Below are 20,753 nucleotides of genomic sequence, written 5' to 3' on the forward strand. Positions count from 1 at the left end.
GGGCGCCTCTCCCGTCTCGTCAGGCGATGCTCAGCCGGCCGACGTCACCGACCGAACCCCAGGATCCCCCGCAGGCTGTCACCGACCGCCGTGAGGGCAGGCTGCGTGCTCGGCGCCTGCTGCGTCGCAGGCTGCGGCTTCGGGTCGGGGGTCTTCTTGCACACCGCGTCGGCCACACCGCTGCCGTGCGGGACCTTGCCGTTGGTCAGATAGGTGGCGAGGTACTTGTCGAGGCAGGCGTTGCCGTTCAGCGTGATGCCGTGGTTGCCGCCGCCCTGCTCCACCACCAGGCTGGAGCCCTTCAGCAGCCGGTTCATGGTGACGCCGCCCTGATAGGGGGTGGCCGCGTCGTCCGTCGCCTGGAACAGCAGCACCGGCGGGAGCTTGCTGTTGGCGACGTTCACCGGCTTCAGCGTCTTCGTCGGCCAGAACGCGCACGGCGCGTTGTACCAGGCGTTGTTCCAGGTCATGAAGGGGGCCTTCTCGTACACCGCCCAGTTGTCCTTGCGCCACTGCTTCCAGTCGCGCGGCCAGGACGCGTCACGGCACTGCACCGAGGTGTAGACGCTGTAGCCGTTGTCGCCGGAGGCGTCGACGGCGGCGATGTCGTCGTACGCCTTGACCAGTGCGGCGGTGTCGTGGTCGTTGACGTACGCCGCGAACGTCCGGGCGAGCGTGGGCCAGTAGGCGTTGTTGTAGCCGCCGGGTATGAAGATGTCCTCCAGCTCGGAGGCGCCCACCTTGCCGCCGGCCGGCTTCTTGGCCAGGGCCGCCCGCACGGCGTACCACTTGGCCTCGATCTTCTTCGGGTCGGTGCCGAGGTGGTAGGTGGAGTCGTACTTGGCGATCCACGCCATGAACGCCTTGTGACGCTTGTCGAAGGCGTAGTCCTGCTTGATGTTGGCGTCGTACCAGACGCCCGTCGGGTCGACGATCGAGTCCAGCACCAGGCGCCGCACCCGCTCGGGGAACAGCTTGGCGTAGACCGCGCCGAGGTAGGTGCCGTACGAGTAGCCGAAGTAGTTGATCTTCGGTGCGCCGAGGGCCTTGCGGATGGAGTCCATGTCCTTCACGGCGCTGACCGTGTCGATGTACGGCAGGACGTCCTTGTACTTCGTGCCGCAGGCCTGGGCGAAGGACTTGGCGCGCGCGAGGTTGGCCTTCTCCAGCGCCGGGGTGCTGGGCACGGAGTCGGGGCGCACCGGGTCGAAGTGGCCCGGCTTGCAGTCCAGGGCGGGCTGGCTCTTGCCCACGCCGCGCGGGTCGAAGCCGATCACGTCGTACTGGGCGGCGACCTCCTTGGGCAGGGACGACGCGACGAACGGGGCCAGCGACAGACCGCTGCCACCGGGCCCGCCCGGGTTGACGAGCAGCGGGCCCTGGGACTTGGACGCGGTGTGCGGCACGCGGGACAGCGCCAGCGTGATCTGCTTCCCCCGCGGCTTCGCGTGGTCGAGCGGCACCTTCAACGACGCGCACTGGAGCGTCGGGGCGGCGTCCGTACCGCACTTCTTCCATGTGATCTTCGCCGCGGCGGTCGTCGGGGCGGCGGTGTTCGCGGAGTGTGACGTGCCGGCGTTGGCGGGGGCGGCGGCGAGCGTCCCGGTCAGGACGACCGTGACGCCGCACAGTACGGCTGCGCTTCTTCTCATGGAGTCTCTCGCAACGGTGAGGGGGGTCGGGCCCGTGAGGGACACGGGCCGTGCCGCATCGTTTCGGAAGAGCGCGCCACACACGTACGGATTCGACCAAGACTTGACTGAATCGAGTCATAGTCTGCTCTCAGATACCCCTCAGAAAAGGGGAGTTACGGCAATCCGGACAGGCAGCCCGGCATGGGTACGCCCGGCGAGCACCGGGCGCCCCACTCATTCCGCGATCACGTCGCCGTGCACGTCACACCCGTCGCACCTGCGCCCCCGGGTGCACCACCCAGACCGAAGCTCGCCGAACCTCCCACCGCCACGCTCCCGTTGTGCGCCGCGTTGAGCGCGGTGACGGTCGCCCCGTTCTGGGTGTGCGACGCGTTCCACATGTTCGTGACCTTCTGCGAGCCGCTCCACGTCCACGTCACCTTCCAGGACTTCAGCGGCAGCGTGCCCGTGTTGGTCACCTTCACCTCGGCGTTGAAGCCGCCGCCCCAGTCGCTGCCGACCGTGTAAGCGGCGGAGCAGGTGGCGTTGCCGCCTCCGGGGTCGCCGGGACCGCCCGGCCCGGGGCCGGGGTCGAAGCCCGGGGCCTTGATGGACGCCAGGTACCCGTCCTTCACGGTGTCGACCGTCTGCCAGTCGTCCTTCAGGATGCCGCCGGTGTCACCGGAGTTGGGGTTCCAGGACCAGAACGTCCAGTGGAAGCCGTCGGCCCCGTGCGCGGACGTCGAGCGCAGGTACTTCACCAGCTCGGCCAGCCACTTCTGGTCCACCGGGGGCTGGAGCGTCGTACCGAACTCGCCGAGCCACACCGGGGCGATGTTCTGCTTGAAGATGTAGCCCCAGTACTTGTCCCAGATCCCCGGCATGTTGGCCGGGAAGGACGGGTCGGAGAACCAGGACTGCTGGGCCACCGACGTCGCGTAGTCGTGCGCGGAGTACACCAGCCGGTTCGGGACGTCCAGCTGGACCGGGTGCTGGGCCACGCCCATCAGGTTGCCGCCCCACCAGCCGTTCGTGCCGTTGTACGACTGCACGCCCTCGACCATGATCAGCAGCTCGGGGTTGACCGACAGGACCGCGTTGCCCGCACGCTGGGCGGCCAGGCGCCAGTCGCGGGAGGTGTCGCCGCAGCCCCAGCAGGCGGGGTCGTGCGGCTCGTTGTGCAGGTCGATGCCGACCACGGTGGAGTTGCCCTTGTACCGCGCGGCCAGGGCCTTGAGGTTGGTGATCCATGTCGACTCGGGGACCGACGCCGTGTACCAGAGCGCCGACTGGCCCGCCGCGTCCGGCCGGTGCCGGTCCAGGACGATCTTCAGGCCGGACTGGCCCGCGTAGGCGACGATCCGGTCCAGGACCTGGAGGGACGTCAGCCCCCGCAGGTCCGTGTTCTTGCCGTCGTGACTGATGCTGTCCGGCAGGGTGCCGGGCTTGAGGATGTCGTCGCTGTAGGGCATGCGGATGGTGTTGTAGCCCAGCGACCTCATCTGGTCGATCATGCTCTTGTAGTCGCGGGCCCACAGGCCGTGGACGACGTGGTTGGCGGTCTCGAAGCCGAACCAGTTGACGCCGGCGATACGGACGGGCTGCCCGGCCGCGTCCAGGATCTGCCGGCCGCTGGTGTGCCAGTAGCCGGCGCCGGCGGCCTCGTCGGCGGCATCGGCCCGTGCCGACTGCACGCCGGCCAGCGGTAACAGGAGCGCCGCGGCAACACACAGCGCTCTGCGCAGGGTGCGGAACATGTGGCTGCTTCCTCTCGGTCCTCTGGGGACGGTGAGGCACGGCACCCGGAACTGACTGGGAGCGCTCCCATCATGCCGCGCACCTCCCAGAGAACTGACGTAGCATGAGCACGTCAAGACCCTGGGAGGTGCGCGACGACCGCTACCGCTAACGGCTCAGCTTCTTGAACCGCCGCACGGCCAGCGGCAGGAAGATCGCCGTCAGGATGACCGGCCACACCCCGGCCATCAGCAGCGCGTGCTGCTCGACCCACGTGTCGCCGCCGACCGGATTGCCGAACAGCTCGCGGGTCGCCGCCGCCGTGGAGGAGATCGGGTTCCAGACCGCCACCCAGCCGAGCCAGTCGGGCATGAGCTGCGGTGCGACGAAGATGCTGGAGATCATCGTGAAGGGGAAGGCGACCGCGAAGAGGCCGCCCGCCGCCTCCGGGTTGGGCACGATCAGACCGAGCCACACCCCGATCCAGATCAGCGAGAAGCGCAGCCACAGCAGCAGCCCGAACGCCCCGAGGAAGCCCGCGCCGCCGTCCGGCCGCCAGCCCATGGCGAGCGCGGTGAGCATCATGATCGCCAACTCGGCGCAGGCGACGATGATGTCGGTGACCCCGCGCCCGGCCACCACGGCCGAGGAGGCCATCGGCATCGAGCGGAAGCGGTCGATGACGCCCTTGGTGGAGTCGTAGACCACGACGGTCGCCGTGTTGATGAAGCCGAACGCCATGGTCATCGCGAACATGCCCGGCATCAGGAAGTCCCTGTAGTCGCCGCCGTTCGGCACCTTCATGGCGCTGCCGAAGACATAGCCGTAGAGCAGCACGGACATGATCGGGAAGCCCAGCTGCCAGGCGATGTTGACCGGCTGGCGCTGGTAGTGGGTCAGGCCGCGGCGGACGATGTTCCAGCAGTCGGCGAGCAGCCAGTAGCCGGCGCTCCGCGTGCCGGGGGTGCTCAGGTCGGTGGCGCTCATGCCGCGGACTCCTTCTCGGTGCGGTGGCCGGTCAGGCGCAGGAACACGTCGTCGAGGCTCGGCCTGCGCAGCCCGATGTCCTCGACACGGACGCCCTCGTCCTGGAGGGTCCGGGCCACCTCGGTGAGGGCGGTGACCCGGTCGGCGACCGGGGCGTGCACCCGCAACTCCGTCTCGTCCGCCTCGGGTTCGCCGTCCGAGACCCGGGCGACGACCTTCACCGCCCGCGGGATCTCGGACCGCTCGGCGACCACGACCTCGATACGGTCGCCGCCGACCCGGCTCTTCAGCCCGTCCGGGGTGTCGTCGGCGATGGCCCGCCCCTGGTCGATGACGGTGATGTGCGAGGCGAGCTTGTCGGCCTCCTCCAAGTACTGCGTGGTGAGCAGCACGGTCGTGCCGCCGGCCACCAACGCCCGCACGGACTCCCAGACTTCGCCCCGGCTGCGGGGGTCGAGACCGGTCGTCGGCTCGTCGAGGAAGAGGACGGCCGGGGCGAGGATCATGGACGCCGCGAGGTCGAGGCGGCGTCGCATGCCGCCGCTGTACTTGCCCACGCCCCGGTCGCCGGCGTCGGTCAGGTCGAACTGTTCCAGCAGCTCGGTCGCCCGCAGCCGGGCCCGCTTCCCGCCCAGGTGGAACAGGCGGCCGAACATCTCCAGGTTCTGCCGGCCGGTGAGCACCTCGTCCACCGCCGCGTACTGGCCGGTGAGCCCGATGCTGGCCCGGACCTCGCGCGACTGCCGGGCCACGTCGAGACCGGCGACCGTAGCCCTGCCCCCGTCCAGCCGGATCAGCGTGGACAGGATGCGGACGGCGGTGGTCTTGCCCGCCCCGTTCGGCCCGAGCAGGCCGTGCACCGTCCCCTCGCGCACCGCCAGGTCGAAGCCGTCGAGTGCGCGCTTCTCGCCGTACCGCTTCTCCAGCGCCTCGGCCCGCACCGCGTATCCGTCCATGCCGCCCCCTCCCTTGCGCTCGCGCCCCGTCGGCTCGAACTGAGTACAGCGTACCCGATTACGCGTACGCCGTACCCAATTTTTTCGCGGGGACCTAAGCTGGGCTCCATGACGAGCGGCACGAGTGGCACGGGCGGTACGGAGACCAGCGGCAGCGGCGACATCGCCCGCACCCTCGAACTGCTGTGGGACACCGGGCGCCGCCCCAGCCGCGGCCCCAAACCGGCCCTGACCCTGGACCGGATCGTGGAAGCGGCCGTCCGGCTGGCGGACGCCGAGGGGCTGGAGGGCCTCTCCATGCGCCGCGTCGCCGCCGAACTCGGCACCGGCACCATGTCGCTGTACCGGTACGTCCCCGGCAAGAGCGAGCTGCTCGACCTCATGCTGGACCGGGTGCAGCGCCCCTCCGAGAACCCCGCCGACCTCGGCGACGGGGGCTGGCGAGCAGCCCTGGAGGCACTGGCCCGCGAGACCCTCGCCCTCTACCGCCGTCACCCCTGGCTGCTCCAGGTGAACCAGTCCCGCCCGATCCTCGGCCCCAGCGCCCTCGACGGCATGGAGAAGGTGCTGTCCCTGATCCGCCCGATGGGACTGAGCGACCCCGAGCTGGTCTCGGCGATCATCATGATCGACGGGTACGTCGTGGGGGCCGCGCGTTCGCAGCTGTACCAGCAGGAGGCGGAGCGCCGGTCGGGCCTGACGGACGCCGAGTTCTGGCAGGCGCAGGTGCCGGTACTGGAGAAGGCCATGACGTCGGGCCGTTACCCGGTCATGGCGTCGCTCTCCGAGGACGCCTTCGGCACGGACTTCGACCACTTCGAGTTCGGACTCCAGCGGATCCTGGACGGGCTGGAGGTCCTGGTGGCGGCGCGCAAGGAGTAGGGGCTCGGGCTCTCAGGAACGGGCCGGGCCGTTGGGGCCGGAGACGGCGCCGAGCTGCGTGAGGCCGGCCAGTACGTCGGTGCAGGTCCAGTACTCGACGAACCTGCCGCCGGCGACCCGCAGGATGTCGTGGCCGCTGAAGGCGACCGGGGTGCCGACCGGGGCCGTGGCCCGGTCGAGGCCGCCCGCGTACCGGGCGCGGAGCGTCCAGCGCGCCGCGATCAGGTCGCCCTGAACGATGGGCCCCAGGTCCACGGTGACGGTGATGTCCCCGAACGCCGCCATGGTCTGCTCGATCTCGGGGAGCAGCCGGGCCGGGCCCGTCACCGCTTCCGAGTCGCTGCCGTCGGGCCGCGCCTGATGCACGACGAACCCGGGATCGAGGATCTCGCCGGCGCGGGTGAAGTCGCCACGCCATAACGCGGTCCAGTGGCCGTACAGCTCGCCCATCCGCTCGATGGACAGGGTGGTGCTCATGAGCCCTCCTTGGGTGCAGTAGCATCTGCGTCACGAAGTATCTGCGTGACGCAGTGAATTGAAGGGCGGGACGCCGCGTCGTGTCAATCGAGAATCGCGAGGCTCTGATCGACGCCGTCGCCGTGGCCGCCCGGCGGCAGCACGCCGCGTACAGCCTCTTCAACCAGGCCATGGCGGACCGGCTGGGACTGCATCCGACGGACCTGCAATGCGTGAGCCTGCTCGGTCTCGAACCCGAGCCCCTCACCACCGGGCAGATCGCCGAACTGACGGGCCTCACCTCGGGTTCGGCCACGCGGCTCGTGGACCGGCTGGAACGGGCCGGGCTGGTCGAGCGAAGGCCTGACCCTCACGACCGCAGAAGGACCCGTGTCTCCCTCACCGCCCGGCGCGCACCGGAGGCCGAAGCCGCGTGGGACGCCCCCGGCAGCGCCTTCGCCGCACTCCTCGGCGAGTTCGGCGATGAGGAACTCCGGGTGATCGAGCGCTACTTGCGCCGCTCCACGGAAGTGGGATCCGCTCAGGCCGCACGGCTGCGGGAGCGGTAGCCGGGAAGCCCGGGGATCACCGGCCCCGGCGCATCAGCCGCCGCAGGCCGAACAGGGCGATCAGCACGGCACCCGCGGCGATCGCGCCGGTCTTGAGGTTGCCGCTCAGCCCGTCTCCCCCGCCGTCGGACGTGGCCGAACTCCCGCTTCCGGAAGGCGCGTCCGACCCGCCGCCGCCCGGGGCGTCCTGCGGCTCCACCGGGCTGTCCGCCCCTTCGGCGCCGTACATCAGCTTCTTGCCGTCCGCGGTGTAGGTGACGGACTCCCCCTGCCCCAGGAACGGCACACCGAGCCGTTCCTTCTTCTTGATCTTCCCGCCGTTCCAGTCGTAGGCGATCGCGCCGAAGTAGCTGCGTACGACGAGGTGTTCGCCGTCCGGGGAGAGCGTGGCGTCGGTGGCCTCCAGGTCGGGGACGGCCGCGACGGGCTTGAACGTGTTCGATCCGGAGGGGGAGAGCCGGGCCGGGCCCTCGTACAGGTGCCCGCCCTTCTCGTTCTTGTCGACGATGTAGACGCGGCCGGTCTTCGGGTGCACGACGAGCGACTCGGCGTCCCGCGCGCCGTCGGAGTACTTCACGACGTACTGCGTGGCCTTGATCGTCTGGTCGCGCAGGTTCTTCGGCTCGGGCAGCCGGTAGATCCAGACGTACGGCCAGGTGCCGCCGAGGTTGTCGCCGATGTCGCCGACGTAGATCTGGTCGTCCGGCCCGATGGAGATGGCCTCGACGTCGCGCGGGCTGCCCACGCCGGACATGGTGACGGTGGCGACCGTCTCGCCCGTCGCGCTGTCGACGGCGTAGAGGTACGCCCCGTCGTCACTGTCGTTGTGCGTCCAGTAGATGCCGGGGTGCTGCCGCGAGGCCGCCAGGCCGCTGGACTCGGTGATGCGCGGGTCCTTGATCGTGAACTCCTCGTCGCCGTCGGCGGCGGAGGCGGGCACGGCGAGGGCGCCCGTGAGGAGGGCCGCGGCGAGAAGGGCGAACGGTCTGCGCATGCCCCAAGCCTGCCATCCCGCCCGGCGGTTCAGCGGCGGTTCACCGGGGCCGGGCGATCAAGGAGGACGGCCGGGCCCAGGGCGTGGCCCGACTCACACCCCGCCGGGCGACCTGATCGTTCATGATGAGCGGATGCTCAGGTTCATGCCCGTCGGTGACTCCATGACGATCGGGAGCACGGGTGAACACACATGGCGCTACCGGCTGTGGCAGCACCTGTGCCGTTCCTACGGCGGCCCCTTCACCCTCGTCGGGCCGCGCGAGACGCTCTACGACAAGCTCGCCGAGGCCCCGGTGTCGTACGCCTACGCCGAACCGGACTTCCCGCGCGCGCACCTGGCCGGCTGGGGCGAGGGCTGGCAGCACATGGCGCCGCTGATCGGAGACGCGGTGCGCACGTGCCGCGCGGACGTCCTCCTGGTCGGCCTGGGCCTGATCGACCTCGGCTTCTACACGAACGCCGAGCAGACCGCCGACAACGTCCGGGCCTTCGTGTCCGAGGCGCGGGCGGCGAACCGCCGGGTGGGGATGGTGTGGCTGCCGGTGACCCCGAACGTGCGCGCCCAGACGGACGCGGCCTTCGCCGGCGAGGTCGCCCGCTTCAACGAACTCCTCGCCAAGACGGCGGCCGACCTCGACGAGCCCGGCTCCCCCGTCCTCCTGGCCTCGCCCCCGCCCTCGTACGACGTCGCCACCGACACCTACGACGGCACCCACCCCAACGCGAGCGGCGAGCACAAGATCGCGGCGGCCTTCGCGGAGGCGATGCACCAGGGCTGGGACCTGGCGGGCCCCTACGACGCGGTCCCCTTCGACGCGTAGCTCTCCCCGATCACCCGGACCAGGTGCTCCGCACAGGGCCGGACGTCGAGGTCGCCCCGCTCCTCGTCCTCCTCCCCGAGGTAGACGGCCCGGGCACGGGCGAGGACCGGCCGGTGCTCGGCGGGCAGCCGGGCGGCGGCCCATGCGGCGGCGGCGTCCTTGGACCGGATGCCGCCGGTGTCGAGGGTGCTCCACACGCGGGCCAGGGTGAGCAGTACGTTCCAGGTGTCGGTCGCCAGTTCCTCCATCAGCTCGGGCACCCCGGCGACCATCGCCCGCCGCAGGTCGGCGGCCGGAACCGGGTCGAGCAGTTCGGCGGGCCCGGGCCCCAGCAGCGGAGCGTCGGCGAGCAGCACCATGGTGAGGACGGGGGCGAGGTCCGGGTTCGGCCCGGGGGCCGGGGTCCGCCCGCGCTCGAAGTCCTCCCGCAGCCATTCGCCGTACAGGAACTCGCAGACGGGCGGATACCGCCAGGGCCGTACGCCGTCCTGCGCGACGACGGTCAGCTCGACGGGCCGCAGTCCCTCCCCCACCCCCGAGACCTTCAGCAACTCCTCCACCAGCAGACGGCGTTGCTCATGAACGGTCGACTCCCGCACCACGGCCAGGACGTCCACGTCACTGTGCGGACGCAGGCCGCCGAGGGTGGCAGAGCCGTGCAGGTAGACGCCGAGCAGGGAGTCACCGAAGGTCGTCCGGAGGAGCTGGACGAGATGGTCGGTGTACGGCTGCTCGGACATGTGCCTCCCCGGCGTCGTGGTCACCGTACCGGCCCGAATTTCGTGCTTGCTTGGAGCGCACTTCAAGACGTTGGCTTGGGGACCATGAAGTACACGCAGCTCGGACGCACGGGACTCAAGGTCAGCCGGCTCGTCCTCGGCACCATGAACTTCGGCCCCCAGACCGACGAGGCCGACAGCCACGCCATCATGGACGCGGCGCTGGACGCGGGCATCAATTTCGTCGACACCGCAAATGTCTACGGCTGGGGCGAGAACAAGGGCCGCACCGAGTCGATCATCGGCAACTGGTTCGCCCAGGGCGAGGGACGGCGCGACAAGGTCGTCCTCGCCACGAAGGTCTACGGCAACATGGGCGCCGACGGCCCGGCCTGGCCCAACCACGACAAACTCTCCGCGGTCAACATCCGGCGGGCCGTGGACGCCAGCCTCAAGCGGCTCCAGACGGACTACATCGACGTCTACCAGTTCCACCACGTCGACCGGGCCACCCCCTTCGACGAGATCTGGCAGGCGATCGACGTCCTGGTCCAGCAGGGCAAGATCCTCTACGTCGGCTCGTCGAACTTCCCCGGCTACAAGATCGCCCAGGCCAACGAGATCGCCGCCCGGCGCGGCGGGACCATCGGCCTGGTCAGCGAGCAGTGCCTGTACAACCTCGCCGAGCGGCGCGCCGAGATGGAGGTCGTCCCGGCCGCGCAGGAGTACGGCCTGGGCGTCATCCCGTGGTCGCCGCTGCACGGCGGTCTGCTGGGCGGCGTCATCAAGAAGGAGGTCGAGGGCGGCCGCCGTGCCTCCGGCCGCGCGGCCGACGCGCTCGCCGACGCCGGCACCCGCGCGCAGATCCAGTCCTACGAGGACCTGCTCGACAAGCACGGCATCGAGCCTGGCGAGGCCGCCCTGGCCTGGCTGCTGACCCGCCCCGGCGTGACCGGCCCGATCGTCGGCCCGCGCACCGCCGAGCAGCTCGCCTCCGCCGTCCGCGCGTCCGAGCTGGAGCTCTCCGAGGAGCTCCTGACCGGCCTGGACGAGATCTTCCCGGGCCCGGGCCCGAGCCCGGAGGCCTTCGCCTGGTAGACACGTCCCCCTCAGGGGCGCGGAAGCATGTGGCTCCGCGCCCCTCAACGGGGTCGCGGGGGACGGCGCGCGTACCACTCATCGCCCGGGGGCAGTCGCCCCCAAGGGGCGCGGGGAACTGCGCGACCGGCCCCCACCGGCCCACAGCCGAACGACGACCGTCGGCAGCCCCACGGCCGGCCGGCGAAGCACACCGACCGCGGCCCCCGCCGCCTACCTCCCGAGCACGGAAGCCAGGGCGACGACGAGGAACATCAGCACGAGCACACCGGCCATGATCCGGTTGCGGGTTTTCGGGTCCACGACACCGAGCCTAACCGGCGCCCCCGAGTGCCCAGCGCCCGACCGCCTCGTACCGGGGCTGCTCCCCCGGAACTCCCGACGTCGGCAGATTGCTCCGTACCAGGCACAGCTCCCGCACGGTCCAGGTCCGGCCCGAGAACCCCGCGAGGACGTCCAGGAAGGGCCGCACGTCCGCCGCCTCCCGGCTCCGCGCCACGGTCAGATGGGCCTTGTACCGCCGGTGCTCCCCCATCGGCACCCCGGCCTTGCGCGCGGCAGCCTCGGACCGCTCGGCCAGCAGCCGGAGGGCCGCCAGGTCACCCTCGGCCCCCGCCCACAGCGCCCTCCCGTGCCCGAACTGCCCGCCACCCCGCACGGCCAGCGAGAACGGCTCGGTCCGGCGCGCGGCCCGCTCCAGCCGCTCCGACAGCTCCGGGACGAGACCGTCGTCGACCTCACCATAGAAGGCGAGCGTGAAGTGCCAGCCGGGACGGCCGGTCCAGCGCATGGCGTCGGCGCCCGGCAGTGCGCGCAACTCGTCCACCACACCGCCGAGTTCACGGCACACTTCGTCAGGGGGCAGCAGGGCCGCGAAGAGTCTCATGGGGCCAGCCTGGCACCATGAGGCCATGCGGATCACCATCCGGGACGGCGGGCCCGACGACATTCCCGCGATACTCGGCATGCTCGACAGCGGCGTGGAGTGGCTGGTCTCCCAGGGGCGCACGGGACAGTGGGGGACCCAGCCCCTGTCCCAGAGCCAGAAGACGGTGGAGTCGGTCCGCCGGTACATGGCGGAGGGCAGCGTGTACATGGCCGACGTCGACGGCGTCCCGGCCGGCACCCTCACCCTCACCGGCTCGGCGGGCGCCTACCTGTCCGACCTCGCGCCGCCCGGCGAACCCGAGCGCTACATCCACTGGCTCGCCTCCGACCGCCGCTTCAAGGGGCACGGCGTGGGCAGCGCCCTGATCGCGCACGCCGCCGAGGAGACCCGCCGCGCCGGGATCTCCCTCCTGCGCGTCGACTGCTACGCCGGTGACGACGGCAAGCTCGTCCGGTACTACGAGGCCAACGGCTTCACCCGCACCGAGGCCTTCACGGTCGGCGAGAACGACTGGCCGGGACAGTTGCTGGCCCGCAGGGTGTAGGCACGTCCCCCGGAGCCGGGCGTGTCCCGGTCACCGCGCGCATCGTTGTACCCGCGCGGCCGGCTCCGTAAGCGGGTGCGGCCGAGGCAGAGCGCCACGATGACCGTCCTTGACGACAGGATCGAGATGGCCGACAGCAGCGGTGAACTCACCCTCGACACGATGTTCGAGTGGGTGGAGGCGATGCCGGTCCCCGGGGGCTACAAGGTCGAGATCGTCGGAGGGCACATCTTCCTGGCGCCTCAGCGGGACACCCACTGGGACATCATCGCGAACCTCTTGGAGCACCTGCGCGCCAAATATCCGCGCAAGCGCGTGAAGTCCGACGTACGCGTCGACTACCCGGGCCACCTCAACGGCTTCGCCTCCGACATCACCGTCATGGCCGATGGCTCGGCGAAGAACGCCAGGGGCCTGTGGCGCTACCAGGACGTCGAGTTCGTCGCCGAGGTGATCTCCAGGAAGACCGGCGCCAACGACTACGGCCCCAAGAAGGACGCCTACGCTGCCGCCGGTGTGCCGGTGTACCTGATCGTGGATCCGTACACCGGCCGCTGGCATCTGCACACCAAGCCCAAGGACGGCGAGTACCGGGGCGAGCTGAGCCTGGACTTCGGGGACGAGATCGACCTGACGGGCACCGTGGTCGGGCTCGTCCTCGAGACCGGCGATTTCCCCCGGGACTGACGCCGCCCCACGCCGCCCTACGCCGCCGGGGCCAGCGCCTCCTGCTGCTCCCGGGGCACGAACCGCACCCGGGGGTGCCCCCGGTGCCAGCCCACCGACAGCCGGAGGTTGCCGACGCGGGCCAGGATCAGCCCGATCACCGCCGCGGCGAGTGCCGCCACCGCGCCGCCGGCCGCGAGGCCGACCCGGGCGCCGTAGGTGTCGGTGATCCAGCCGACTATCGGGGCACCGACGGGTGAGCCGCCGAGGAAGACCATCATGTAGAGGGCCATGACACGGCCGCGCATGGCCGGGTCCGTGGACATCTGGATGCTGGTGTTCGTCGTGACGTTGACGGTCATGCCGAACAGGCCCAGCGGGATCATGAGCAGGGCGAACATCCACAAGGTGGGTGTCGTGGCCGCCACGACCTCCAGCGTGCCGAAGACCAGCGCCGCCGCGATCAGCAGCCGCAGCCGGGCCGTGCCCCGCCGTGCCGCGAGCAGCGCACCCGCGACCGAGCCGACCGCCATCAGCGTGTTGAACATGCTGTACGCGCCCGCCCCCGCGTGGAACACGTCGTCCGCGAAGGCCGACAGGTAGACGGGGAAGTTGAAGGCGAACGTGCCGACGAAGCCGACCAGGACGATCGGCCAGATCAGTTCCGGGCGGCCGGTGACGTAGCGCACGCCTTCGCGCAGCTGCCCCTTGGCGCGCGGGGCGCGCTCCACGACGTGCAGCTCGCGGGCGCGCATCAGCAGCAGGCCGGTGAGCGGCGCGATGAAGGACAGGCCGTTGAAGAGGAAGGCGTAGCCGGTGCCGACGCCGGTGATGAGGAGGCCCGCGACGGCGGGGCCGACCAGCCGGGCGGACTGGAAGTTCGCCGAGTTCAGGCTGACGGCGTTCTGCAACTGCCCCGGGCCGACCAGCTCGGAGACGAAGGACTGCCGGGCGGGGTTGTCCACGACGGTGGCGAGACCGACGGCGAACGCGGCGACGTACACGTGCCACACCTGGACCTGGCCGGTGAGGGTGAGGACGGCCAGGGCGATCGCGGTGAGCGCCATCGAGGACTGCGTCACGAGCAGTGCGGGCCGCTTGCGCAGCCGGTCGACGAGGACACCGCCGTAGAGGCCGAAGAGCAGCATCGGCAGGAACTGAAGCGCGGTCGTTATGCCGACGGCGGCGGAGGAGCCGGTGAGGCTGAGCACCAGCCAGTCCTGGGCGATGCGCTGCATCCAGGTGCCGATGTTGGAGACGACCTGCCCCATGAAGAACAGGCGGTAGTTCCGCACCTTCAGGGAGGAGAACATCGAGGACTTGCGGGCGGGCCGGGCGGAGGCGGGTGCGTCGAGGGCGGGCGGGGAGTCGTGGGGATCAGGTGCGGGGGCGGAAGCTGCTCCGGTTCCCGAACTCAAAGGGTTCGCCTCCTTGGTGCATACGGCTTACAGGTGCGCGAGCTTCTCCAGCACGGGGGCGGCGGCGCGGAGTTTCGCCCACTCGTCCTCGTCGAGGTTCTCCACCAGCGTCGCCAGGAACGCGTTCCGCTTGGCGCGGCTCTCCTCGAGCATGGTCTCGGCCTGCTCGGTGCGCGTGACGACCTTCTGACGCCGGTCCTCGGGGTGCGGCTCCAGCCGGACCAGGCCCTTGGCCTCCAGCAGCGCCACGATGCGGGTCATCGACGGCGGCTGGACGTGCTCCTTGCGGGCGAGCTCGCCCGGCGTGGCCCTGCCGCACAGGGACAGGGTGCCGAGCACCGACATCTCGGTGGGGCTGAGCGATTCGTCGACCCGCTGGTGCTTGAGCCGACGGGACAGCCGCATCACTGCGGAGCGGAGGGAGTTCACGGCGGCTACATCGTCGCCATGGCTGAGGTCCGGCATGTTCCTTAGCGTAACTCATTACTCTCGCTAAAGACCAGCGGTAACACGCCGGACGGCCCGTGACGCCCGCCACTGAAGCGTGACATCACTCATATGGGTGATCCCTCGGCGGAACCACGCCCACCGCACCGAACGGTGCCGAGACCCTCATGCCCATGGGGACCAGCGTGCTCAGCCTGCGAATAGACCACGACCTGCTCGAACGGCTCCGGCACCATGCCGCGAAAAGCGGAATGAGCGTCCAGGACTATGTCGTCCGGACGCTCATTCGCAATGACTTCGACCAGCGGTTCCAGGCCGCCGTCGAGGAGACGGAGAGGTTCTACGGCTCGTCCGACTCCGAGGACGAGGATCAGGTCAGACCCAGCGCCGGCATCAGGTAGTAGAAGGCGAACACCGCCGCCACCGCGTACATCGCCGACGGCACCTCCCGGCCCCGCCCGGCCGCCAGCCGCAGCACCACGAAGGTGATGAAGCCCATGCCGATGCCGTTGGTGATCGAGTAGGTGAACGGCATCATCAGCATCGTCACGAAGGCCGGGACGGCGATCGTGTAGTCCGCCCAGTCGATCTCCTTGACCGATCCGGCCAGGATCAGGAAGCCGACCGCGACCAGTGCGGGCGTGGCCGCCTGGGAGGGGACCATCGTGGCGACCGGCGTCAGGAAGAGCGCGGCGGCGAAGAGGCCGCCCGTGACGACGTTGGCGAGACCGGTGCGGGCACCCTCGCCGACGCCGGCCGTGGACTCGACGAAGGCGGTCGTCGCGGAGGAGGAGCTGGCTCCGCCGGCGGCCACCGCGAGGCCGTCGACGAAGAGCACCTTGTTGATACCGGGCATCTGCCCTTCGCCGTCGGTCAGCTTCGCCTCGTCGGAGACGCCCATGATCGTGCCCATCGCGTCGAAGAAGCACGAGAGCAGCACGGTGAAGACGAAGAGCACGCCGGTGAGCATGCCGACCTTGTCGAAGCCGCCGAACAGGCTGACCTGCCCGATCAGCCCGAAGTCGGGGCTCGCGACCGGGTTGCCGGGCCACTTGGGCGTGGTCAGGCCCCAGCTCGGCACCGTGGCGACCGCGTTGATGACGACCGCGAGGACCGTCATGGCGACGATCGAGATCAGGATCGCGCCGGAGACCTTGCGCACGATGAGCGCCAGGGTCAGCAGCACGCCGAGCACGAAGACGAGGACCGGCCAGCCGTTCAGGTGCCCGTCGCCGCCCAGCTGGAGCGGGACGGTGGTCTGCGCGGCGTCCGGGATCCGGGAGACGAAGCCCGCGTCGACCAGCCCGATCAGCATGATGAACAGGCCGATACCGATGGAGATGGCCTTGCGCAGCCCGTAGGGCACGGCGTTCATGACGCGCTCGCGCAGCCCCGTCGCCACCAGCAGCATGACCACGAACCCGGCGAGGACCACCATGCCCATGGCGTCCGGCCAGGACATCCGCGGGGCGAGCTGGAGGGCGACCACGGAGTTCACGCCCAGGCCGGCGGCCAGGGCGATCGGGACGTTGCCGATGACACCCATGAGGAGGGTGGTGAGCGCGGCGGTCAGGGCCGTCGCGGTGACCAGCTGCCCGTTGTCGAGCTGGTGGCCGTACATGTCCTTGGCGCTGCCGAGGATGATCGGGTTCAGCACGATGATGTAGGCCATCGCGAAGAAGGTGGCCAGACCGCCCCGGACCTCGCGGGACAGGGTGCTGCCCCGTTCGGAGATCCGGAAGAAGCGGTCGAGTGCGCCGTACGTGCGCCCGGCTCCCGGCTGTTCAGGGGCGGGGACCTTGGCAGGAGCCGAGGAGGACATGTGTTTGGTGTTTCCTACGAAGAGAAGTGGTCAGACACAAACCGTTTCAGTATGAACATATAAGGCCTCGATCGGCCATCTCCGCGCGTAGACCCGATCTCCTCGTAAGCTGTCCCCATGGCGAAGTGGACCCCCAGACACGAGGCGCCGGAGCCCCTGGAGGGCCCCGTGGTCGCCACCATCACCGGCGGCACGATCCTGTGGTTCGTCCTCTTCCTGGTCCAGCTCCCCTTCTACGGCTGGTTCGACGACCACGGCCACACCTGGTGGGTGTGGACCTGCCTGGCCGGCGCCGGGCTGGGACTGATCGGCATCTGGTACGTCCGCAAGCGCGACGCCGCGATCAAGAGAACGGCCGCCCAGGACACGGCGGCGTCCCCGACGGCCCCGTAGCCCCGGCGACGCCCCGGCGACGCCCCGCCGCGCCACCGCCGCGCCACCGCCGCGCCACCGCCGGTCCGCAGCCGCCGTACGACGCGAGGGGCCGTGTCGGGGGGGTCCGCCCGCAGCGGTTGGCGCGTCGACGAACAATCAGTCGGCACGCAACCCCATCGCGCCGTTCCGAGGACGGACACCCCCCGGCGCGGCCCCGACCCACCACCCGGCGGCAGGCAAAGCCGCACGCACCCGCGCCCTCCGACGAGACACCCGCCCGCCCCCTCCCTACGCTCAGGAGATGGCGGCGAACGCTCGAAACCGTCGCGCGGGACCCGCCGCCGGACCGGTGAGGAGCGCAGCGATGACGATGCAGAACAGCGCGGTCGAGGCCGACCGTGCCCTGAAGTCCAAGCACCGGGCGATGTGGGCCCAGGGCGACTACCCGTCCCTGGCCGCCGAGGTCATCCCCGAGCTGGGAGCGATCCTGGTCGAGGCGTGCGGGGTGCGCCCCGGCCTGCGCGTGCTGGACGTGGGCGCCGGCTCCGGGAACGCCGCGATCCCGGCGGCCCTGACCGGCGCGGACGTGGTGGCCTCCGACCTCACCCCCGAGCTGTTCGAGGCCGGCCGGCGGGTGGCCGAGAAGCAGGGTGCCCACCTCACCTGGCAGGAGGCCGACGCCGAGGCCCTGCCCTTCGGCGACGCCGAGTTCGACACCGTGCTGTCCTGCGTGGGCGTCATGTTCGCCCCGCACCACCAGCAGGCCGCCGGTGAACTCGTCCGGGTCTGCCGCCCCGGCGGCACCATCGGGCTGCTCAGCTGGACGCCCCAGGGCTTCATCGGCCGGATGTTCGCCGCCATGAAGCCGTACGCGCCGCCGCCCCCGCCCGGGGCCCAGCCGCCCCCGCTGTGGGGGGACGAGGACCACGTCCGCGCCCTCCTCGGCGACCGGGTCACGGACGTCCGCGCCGAACGCCGCACGGTCCGGGTGGACCGCTTCGCGACGCCGGAGGCGTTCCGCGACTACTTCAAGGAGCGCTACGGCCCGACCATCAGCATTTACAAGAACATCGCCGGCGAGCCCGAACGCACCGCCGCCCTGGACGGCGCCCTGGTGGACCTCGCCCGCGACGCCGACCAGGGCACGGGCTCGGGCGGGACCGTCCTGGAGTGGGAGTACCTGCTGTTCACGGCCCGCCGGGCGGGCTGACACCGGGGCGTGGCACCGGGGTCCCACGGCGTACAACTGCCGTACGACCGCGGCACGAAGTCCGTCCTTCCCAGGTCGGATCTTCGCCACATTCAGCGGGTGAAGCGGCAAATCCGCACGTACCGTCGAATGCATGACGCATCTCGACGCGGGTGCCCGGCCCGACTCCGCACGGCCGGCGACGGTCACCTCCCGCGAGACCGGCCTGACCGGTGCTCAGGTCGCCGAACGGGTGGAGCGCGGGCAGGTCAACGACGTGCCGGTGCGCAGCAGCCGGTCCACCGTCGACATCGTCCGTGCGAACGTCTTCACCCGCTTCAACGCGATCATCGGCGTGCTGTGGCTGATCATGCTGGTGGTCGCCCCGATCCAGGACAGCCTCTTCGGGTTCGTGATCCTCGCGAACACCGGCATCGGGATCGTCCAGGAGTGGCGGGCGAAGAAGACGCTGGACTCGCTCGCGCTGATCGGCGAGGTACGGCCCACCGTCCGCCGGGACGGGGATGCCACGCAGGTCAGCACGTCCGAGATCGTGCTGGACGACCTGATCGAGATCGGCCCCGGGGACAAGGTCGTCGTCGACGGCGTCTGCGTCGAGGCCGACGGTCTGGAGATCGACGAGTCGCTGCTCACCGGCGAGGCCGACCCGGTCGTCAAGCAGCCGGGCGACCAGGTCATGTCGGGCAGCTTCGTGGTCGCGGGCGGCGGGGCCTTCCAGGCGACGAAGGTCGGCCGGGAGGCCTACGCCGCCCAGCTCGCCGAGGAGGCCTCGCGCTTCACCCTCGTCCAGTCCGAGCTGCGGTCGGGCATCTCCACCATCCTCAAGTACGTCACGTGGATGATGGTCCCGACCGCGATCGGGCTGATCATCAGCCAGCTGTTCGTGAAGGAGAACGCCTTCGACGACTCCGTCGCCCGCACGGTCGGCGGCATCGTCCCGATGGTCCCCGAGGGGCTGGTCCTGCTCACCTCGGTCGCCTTCGCCATCGGCGTGATCCGTCTCGGGCGCAAGCAGTGCCTGGTGCAGGAGCTGCCGGCGATCGAGGGGCTGGCCCGGGTCGACACGGTCTGCCTCGACAAGACCGGCACCCTCACCGAGGGCGGCATGGACGTCACCGAGCTGCGGCCGCTCCAGGGCGCGGACGAGACGTACGTACGCAAGGTGCTCGGCGCGCTGGGCGCCTCCGACCCGCGGCCCAACGCCTCCCTCAAGGCGATCATCGACACCTACCCGGCCGCCGAGGACTGGCGCTGCACCGAGTCGCTGCCGTTCTCCTCGGCACGCAAGTACAGCGGCGCCGCGTTCAGCGAGGGCGACGGACAGGCCGGCCGGTGGCTGCTGGGCGCGCCCGACGTGCTGCTGGCGGAGGACGATCCGGCCCTGGCCGAGACCGGGCGGCTGAACGAGCAGGGCCTGAGGGTGCTGCTGCTCGCCCGGGTCGCGCGGGACCTGGACGATCCCGAGGTGACGAAGGGGGCGAAGCCCACCGCCCTGGTCGTGCTGGAGCAGCGGCTGCGGCCGGACGCCGCGGACACGCTGCGCTACTTCGCCGACCAGAACGTCCGGGCCAAGGTCATCTCCGGCGACAACGCGGTCTCGGTCGGCGCGGTCGCCGCCAAGCTCGGCCTGTCCGGCACGACCGTGGACGCGCGCCGGCTGCCCGCCGAGCAGGACGGAATGGCCGAGGCCCTCGACGGCGGCACGGTGTTCGGGCGGGTCACCCCGCAACAGAAGCGGAACATGGTGGGAGCGCTTCAGTCGCGCGGGCACACGGTCGCGATGACGGGCGACGGGGTGAACGACGTGCTCGCCCTGAAGGACGCGGACATCGGCGTGGCGATGGGCTCCGGCTCGGAGGCGACCCGGGCGGTGGCGCAGATCGTGCTGCTGAACAACAGCTTCGCGACACTGCCGTCGGTGGTCGCCGAGGGGCGCCGGGTCATCGGCAACATCACGCGGGTGGCGACCCTGTTCCTCGTCAAGACGGTCTACTCCGTGCTGCTGGCCGTCCTGGTGGTGTGCTCGCAGGTGGAGTACCCGTTCCTGCCGCGCCATCTGACCCTGCTGTCGACGCTGACCATCGGCATCCCGGCGTTCTTCCTGGCGCTCGCGCCCAACAAGGAGCGGGCGAAGCCGAACTTCGTGCGGCGGGTCATGCGGTACGCGATCCCGGGCGGGGTCGTGGCGGCGGTGGCGACCTTCGCGACGTACCTCCTCGCCCGCGAGCACTACACGGGGCCGGGGGCGCTGGACGCGGAGACCAGCGCGGCGACGCTGACGCTGTTCCTCATCTCGATGTGGGTGCTGGCGATCATCGCCCGGCCCTACACCTGGTGGCGTGTCGCCCTGGTCGCCTCCATGGCGGGGGCGTTCCTGGTGGTGCTGGTCGTGCCGTGGCTCCAGCACTTCTTCGCGCTGAAGCTGGTCGGGATGACGATGCCGTGGATCGCCGTCGGCATCGCGGCGGTGGCGGCGGCCGCCCTGGAACTGTCGTGGAGGTGGGTGGACCGCCGCTTTCCCGCGTAG

At 70.7% G+C, this 20,753-nt stretch carries 21 protein-coding genes; 10 read left to right on the forward strand and 11 right to left on the reverse strand.

All coding sequences use genetic code 11. The annotated features are described in order from the left end of the window. Positions 1-44: 44 nt before the first annotated feature. From AB0E85_RS01635 to AB0E85_RS01650, 4 genes are all read right to left on the reverse strand, one after another. Positions 45-1,652 carry an alpha/beta hydrolase gene (locus AB0E85_RS01635; RefSeq protein WP_361921324.1) on the reverse strand — a complete coding sequence of 536 codons (1,608 nt, stop codon included), beginning with the start codon at positions 1,650-1,652 and terminating at the stop codon, positions 45-47. A gap of 227 nt (positions 1,653-1,879) precedes the next feature. Continuing rightward, positions 1,880-3,391: a cellulase family glycosylhydrolase gene (locus tag AB0E85_RS01640; RefSeq protein ID WP_361921326.1), complete on the reverse strand. Its 1,512-nt coding sequence runs from the start codon at positions 3,389-3,391 to the stop codon at positions 1,880-1,882. A 148-nt stretch (positions 3,392-3,539) separates the two neighbouring features. Next, the gene (locus AB0E85_RS01645; protein WP_361921328.1) at positions 3,540-4,358 is read right to left on the reverse strand and encodes an ABC transporter permease; all 819 of its coding nucleotides are present in this window, start codon (positions 4,356-4,358) and stop codon (positions 3,540-3,542) included. After that, entirely contained in the window at positions 4,355-5,314 is a 960-nt protein-coding gene (locus AB0E85_RS01650) for an ATP-binding cassette domain-containing protein (RefSeq protein WP_361921330.1), read from the reverse strand. The genes AB0E85_RS01645 and AB0E85_RS01650 overlap by 4 nt, the downstream gene beginning before the upstream one ends. Before the next feature lie 108 nt (positions 5,315-5,422). Here AB0E85_RS01650 and AB0E85_RS01655 point away from each other — a divergent pair, with 108 nt between their 5' ends. After that, positions 5,423-6,196 carry a TetR/AcrR family transcriptional regulator gene (locus tag AB0E85_RS01655; RefSeq protein WP_361921332.1) on the forward strand — a complete coding sequence of 258 codons (774 nt, stop codon included), beginning with the start codon at positions 5,423-5,425 and terminating at the stop codon, positions 6,194-6,196. Positions 6,197-6,208: 12 nt separating this feature from the next. Here AB0E85_RS01655 and AB0E85_RS01660 read toward each other — a convergent pair whose 3' ends face one another. After that, the gene (locus AB0E85_RS01660) at positions 6,209-6,673 is read right to left on the reverse strand and encodes an ester cyclase (protein WP_361921333.1); all 465 of its coding nucleotides are present in this window, start codon (positions 6,671-6,673) and stop codon (positions 6,209-6,211) included. Between the two features lie 80 nt (positions 6,674-6,753). Here AB0E85_RS01660 and AB0E85_RS01665 point away from each other — a divergent pair, with 80 nt between their 5' ends. After that, complete coding sequence (locus tag AB0E85_RS01665; RefSeq protein ID WP_361921336.1) at positions 6,754-7,221, forward strand: MarR family transcriptional regulator; 468 nt, start codon at positions 6,754-6,756, stop codon at positions 7,219-7,221. A 16-nt stretch (positions 7,222-7,237) separates the two neighbouring features. On the opposite strand, the gene AB0E85_RS01670 is transcribed toward AB0E85_RS01665, so the two are convergent. Further along, on the reverse strand, positions 7,238-8,215 hold the full coding sequence (locus AB0E85_RS01670) for a WD40 repeat domain-containing protein (RefSeq protein ID WP_361921338.1): 978 nt from the start codon (positions 8,213-8,215) through the stop codon (positions 7,238-7,240). Positions 8,216-8,348: 133 nt separating this feature from the next. On the opposite strand from AB0E85_RS01670, the gene AB0E85_RS01675 reads away from it, so the two are divergent. Continuing rightward, positions 8,349-9,038, forward strand: coding sequence for an SGNH/GDSL hydrolase family protein (locus AB0E85_RS01675; protein ID WP_361921340.1), 690 nt, complete (start codon positions 8,349-8,351; stop codon positions 9,036-9,038). Here the strand turns inward: AB0E85_RS01675 and AB0E85_RS01680 are convergent. After that, positions 9,011-9,778: an aminoglycoside adenylyltransferase family protein gene (locus AB0E85_RS01680; protein WP_361921342.1), complete on the reverse strand. Its 768-nt coding sequence runs from the start codon at positions 9,776-9,778 to the stop codon at positions 9,011-9,013. The two genes, AB0E85_RS01675 and AB0E85_RS01680, sit on opposite strands and share 28 nt — an antisense overlap. 84 nt (positions 9,779-9,862) lie before the next feature. Here AB0E85_RS01680 and AB0E85_RS01685 point away from each other — a divergent pair, with 84 nt between their 5' ends. Next, on the forward strand, positions 9,863-10,855 hold the full coding sequence (locus AB0E85_RS01685; RefSeq protein ID WP_361921344.1) for an aldo/keto reductase: 993 nt from the start codon (positions 9,863-9,865) through the stop codon (positions 10,853-10,855). A 313-nt stretch (positions 10,856-11,168) separates the two neighbouring features. Here the strand turns inward: AB0E85_RS01685 and thpR are convergent, their stop codons facing one another. Further along, positions 11,169-11,741 carry an RNA 2',3'-cyclic phosphodiesterase gene (gene thpR / locus AB0E85_RS01690; protein ID WP_361921346.1) on the reverse strand — a complete coding sequence of 191 codons (573 nt, stop codon included), beginning with the start codon at positions 11,739-11,741 and terminating at the stop codon, positions 11,169-11,171. A 25-nt stretch (positions 11,742-11,766) separates the two neighbouring features. On the opposite strand from thpR, the gene AB0E85_RS01695 reads away from it, so the two are divergent. Continuing rightward, on the forward strand, positions 11,767-12,288 hold the full coding sequence (locus AB0E85_RS01695) for a GNAT family N-acetyltransferase (RefSeq protein ID WP_361921348.1): 522 nt from the start codon (positions 11,767-11,769) through the stop codon (positions 12,286-12,288). A gap of 99 nt (positions 12,289-12,387) precedes the next feature. Further along, complete coding sequence (locus AB0E85_RS01700) at positions 12,388-12,975, forward strand: Uma2 family endonuclease (RefSeq protein ID WP_361921350.1); 588 nt, start codon at positions 12,388-12,390, stop codon at positions 12,973-12,975. A 17-nt stretch (positions 12,976-12,992) separates the two neighbouring features. Here the strand turns inward: AB0E85_RS01700 and AB0E85_RS01705 are convergent, their stop codons facing one another. Beyond that, complete coding sequence (locus AB0E85_RS01705) at positions 12,993-14,372, reverse strand: MFS transporter (protein WP_361921352.1); 1,380 nt, start codon at positions 14,370-14,372, stop codon at positions 12,993-12,995. A gap of 27 nt (positions 14,373-14,399) precedes the next feature. After that, a complete protein-coding gene (locus AB0E85_RS01710; RefSeq protein ID WP_033312219.1) occupies positions 14,400-14,837 on the reverse strand; it encodes a MarR family transcriptional regulator in 438 nt (145 codons plus the stop codon). Between the two features lie 155 nt (positions 14,838-14,992). On the opposite strand from AB0E85_RS01710, the gene AB0E85_RS01715 reads away from it, so the two are divergent. Next, the gene (locus AB0E85_RS01715; protein WP_161366632.1) at positions 14,993-15,220 is read left to right on the forward strand and encodes a ribbon-helix-helix protein, CopG family; all 228 of its coding nucleotides are present in this window, start codon (positions 14,993-14,995) and stop codon (positions 15,218-15,220) included. Here the strand turns inward: AB0E85_RS01715 and AB0E85_RS01720 are convergent. Further along, positions 15,190-16,641 (reverse strand): NCS2 family permease, encoded by a 1,452-nt coding sequence (locus AB0E85_RS01720; protein WP_361921353.1) that lies wholly within the window; start codon positions 16,639-16,641, stop codon positions 15,190-15,192. The genes AB0E85_RS01715 and AB0E85_RS01720 overlap by 31 nt on opposite strands. A gap of 117 nt (positions 16,642-16,758) precedes the next feature. Between AB0E85_RS01720 and AB0E85_RS01725 the strand changes: the two genes are divergently transcribed. The 3 genes from AB0E85_RS01725 (at position 16,759) to AB0E85_RS01735 (ending at position 20,753) form a co-directional block, all read left to right on the forward strand. After that, positions 16,759-17,034: a DUF2530 domain-containing protein gene (locus AB0E85_RS01725; protein ID WP_361921354.1), complete on the forward strand. Its 276-nt coding sequence runs from the start codon at positions 16,759-16,761 to the stop codon at positions 17,032-17,034. A gap of 346 nt (positions 17,035-17,380) precedes the next feature. Then, positions 17,381-18,226 (forward strand): class I SAM-dependent methyltransferase, encoded by an 846-nt coding sequence (locus AB0E85_RS01730; RefSeq protein ID WP_361921356.1) that lies wholly within the window; start codon positions 17,381-17,383, stop codon positions 18,224-18,226. A gap of 133 nt (positions 18,227-18,359) precedes the next feature. Beyond that, positions 18,360-20,753 (forward strand): HAD-IC family P-type ATPase, encoded by a 2,394-nt coding sequence (locus AB0E85_RS01735; RefSeq protein ID WP_361921358.1) that lies wholly within the window; start codon positions 18,360-18,362, stop codon positions 20,751-20,753.

Origin of the sequence: Streptomyces sp. NPDC029044, from assembly GCF_040637495.1 — a bacterium.
Lineage (GTDB): Bacteria > Actinomycetota > Actinomycetes > Streptomycetales > Streptomycetaceae > Streptomyces.

What these genes read in the sequence shown, in the direction of transcription:
- thpR (WP_361921346.1), bottom strand. Translation starts at nt 11,741, where the DNA reads ATGAGACTCTTCGCGGCCCTGCTGCCCCCTGACGAAGTGTGCCGTGAA.
- AB0E85_RS01700 (WP_361921350.1), top strand. Translation starts at nt 12,388, where the DNA reads ATGACCGTCCTTGACGACAGGATCGAGATGGCCGACAGCAGCGGTGAA.
- AB0E85_RS01650 (WP_361921330.1), bottom strand. Translation starts at nt 5,314, where the DNA reads ATGGACGGATACGCGGTGCGGGCCGAGGCGCTGGAGAAGCGGTACGGC.
- AB0E85_RS01730 (WP_361921356.1), top strand. Translation starts at nt 17,381, where the DNA reads ATGACGATGCAGAACAGCGCGGTCGAGGCCGACCGTGCCCTGAAGTCC.
- AB0E85_RS01670 (WP_361921338.1), bottom strand. Translation starts at nt 8,215, where the DNA reads ATGCGCAGACCGTTCGCCCTTCTCGCCGCGGCCCTCCTCACGGGCGCC.
- AB0E85_RS01735 (WP_361921358.1), top strand. Translation starts at nt 18,360, where the DNA reads ATGACGCATCTCGACGCGGGTGCCCGGCCCGACTCCGCACGGCCGGCG.
- AB0E85_RS01655 (WP_361921332.1), top strand. Translation starts at nt 5,423, where the DNA reads ATGACGAGCGGCACGAGTGGCACGGGCGGTACGGAGACCAGCGGCAGC.
- AB0E85_RS01720 (WP_361921353.1), bottom strand. Translation starts at nt 16,641, where the DNA reads ATGTCCTCCTCGGCTCCTGCCAAGGTCCCCGCCCCTGAACAGCCGGGA.
- AB0E85_RS01645 (WP_361921328.1), bottom strand. Translation starts at nt 4,358, where the DNA reads ATGAGCGCCACCGACCTGAGCACCCCCGGCACGCGGAGCGCCGGCTAC.
- AB0E85_RS01675 (WP_361921340.1), top strand. Translation starts at nt 8,349, where the DNA reads ATGCTCAGGTTCATGCCCGTCGGTGACTCCATGACGATCGGGAGCACG.
- AB0E85_RS01640 (WP_361921326.1), bottom strand. Translation starts at nt 3,391, where the DNA reads ATGTTCCGCACCCTGCGCAGAGCGCTGTGTGTTGCCGCGGCGCTCCTG.
- AB0E85_RS01680 (WP_361921342.1), bottom strand. Translation starts at nt 9,778, where the DNA reads ATGTCCGAGCAGCCGTACACCGACCATCTCGTCCAGCTCCTCCGGACG.
- AB0E85_RS01710 (WP_033312219.1), bottom strand. Translation starts at nt 14,837, where the DNA reads ATGCCGGACCTCAGCCATGGCGACGATGTAGCCGCCGTGAACTCCCTC.
- AB0E85_RS01685 (WP_361921344.1), top strand. Translation starts at nt 9,863, where the DNA reads ATGAAGTACACGCAGCTCGGACGCACGGGACTCAAGGTCAGCCGGCTC.
- AB0E85_RS01715 (WP_161366632.1), top strand. Translation starts at nt 14,993, where the DNA reads ATGGGGACCAGCGTGCTCAGCCTGCGAATAGACCACGACCTGCTCGAA.
- AB0E85_RS01695 (WP_361921348.1), top strand. Translation starts at nt 11,767, where the DNA reads ATGCGGATCACCATCCGGGACGGCGGGCCCGACGACATTCCCGCGATA.
- AB0E85_RS01660 (WP_361921333.1), bottom strand. Translation starts at nt 6,673, where the DNA reads ATGAGCACCACCCTGTCCATCGAGCGGATGGGCGAGCTGTACGGCCAC.
- AB0E85_RS01635 (WP_361921324.1), bottom strand. Translation starts at nt 1,652, where the DNA reads ATGAGAAGAAGCGCAGCCGTACTGTGCGGCGTCACGGTCGTCCTGACC.
- AB0E85_RS01725 (WP_361921354.1), top strand. Translation starts at nt 16,759, where the DNA reads ATGGCGAAGTGGACCCCCAGACACGAGGCGCCGGAGCCCCTGGAGGGC.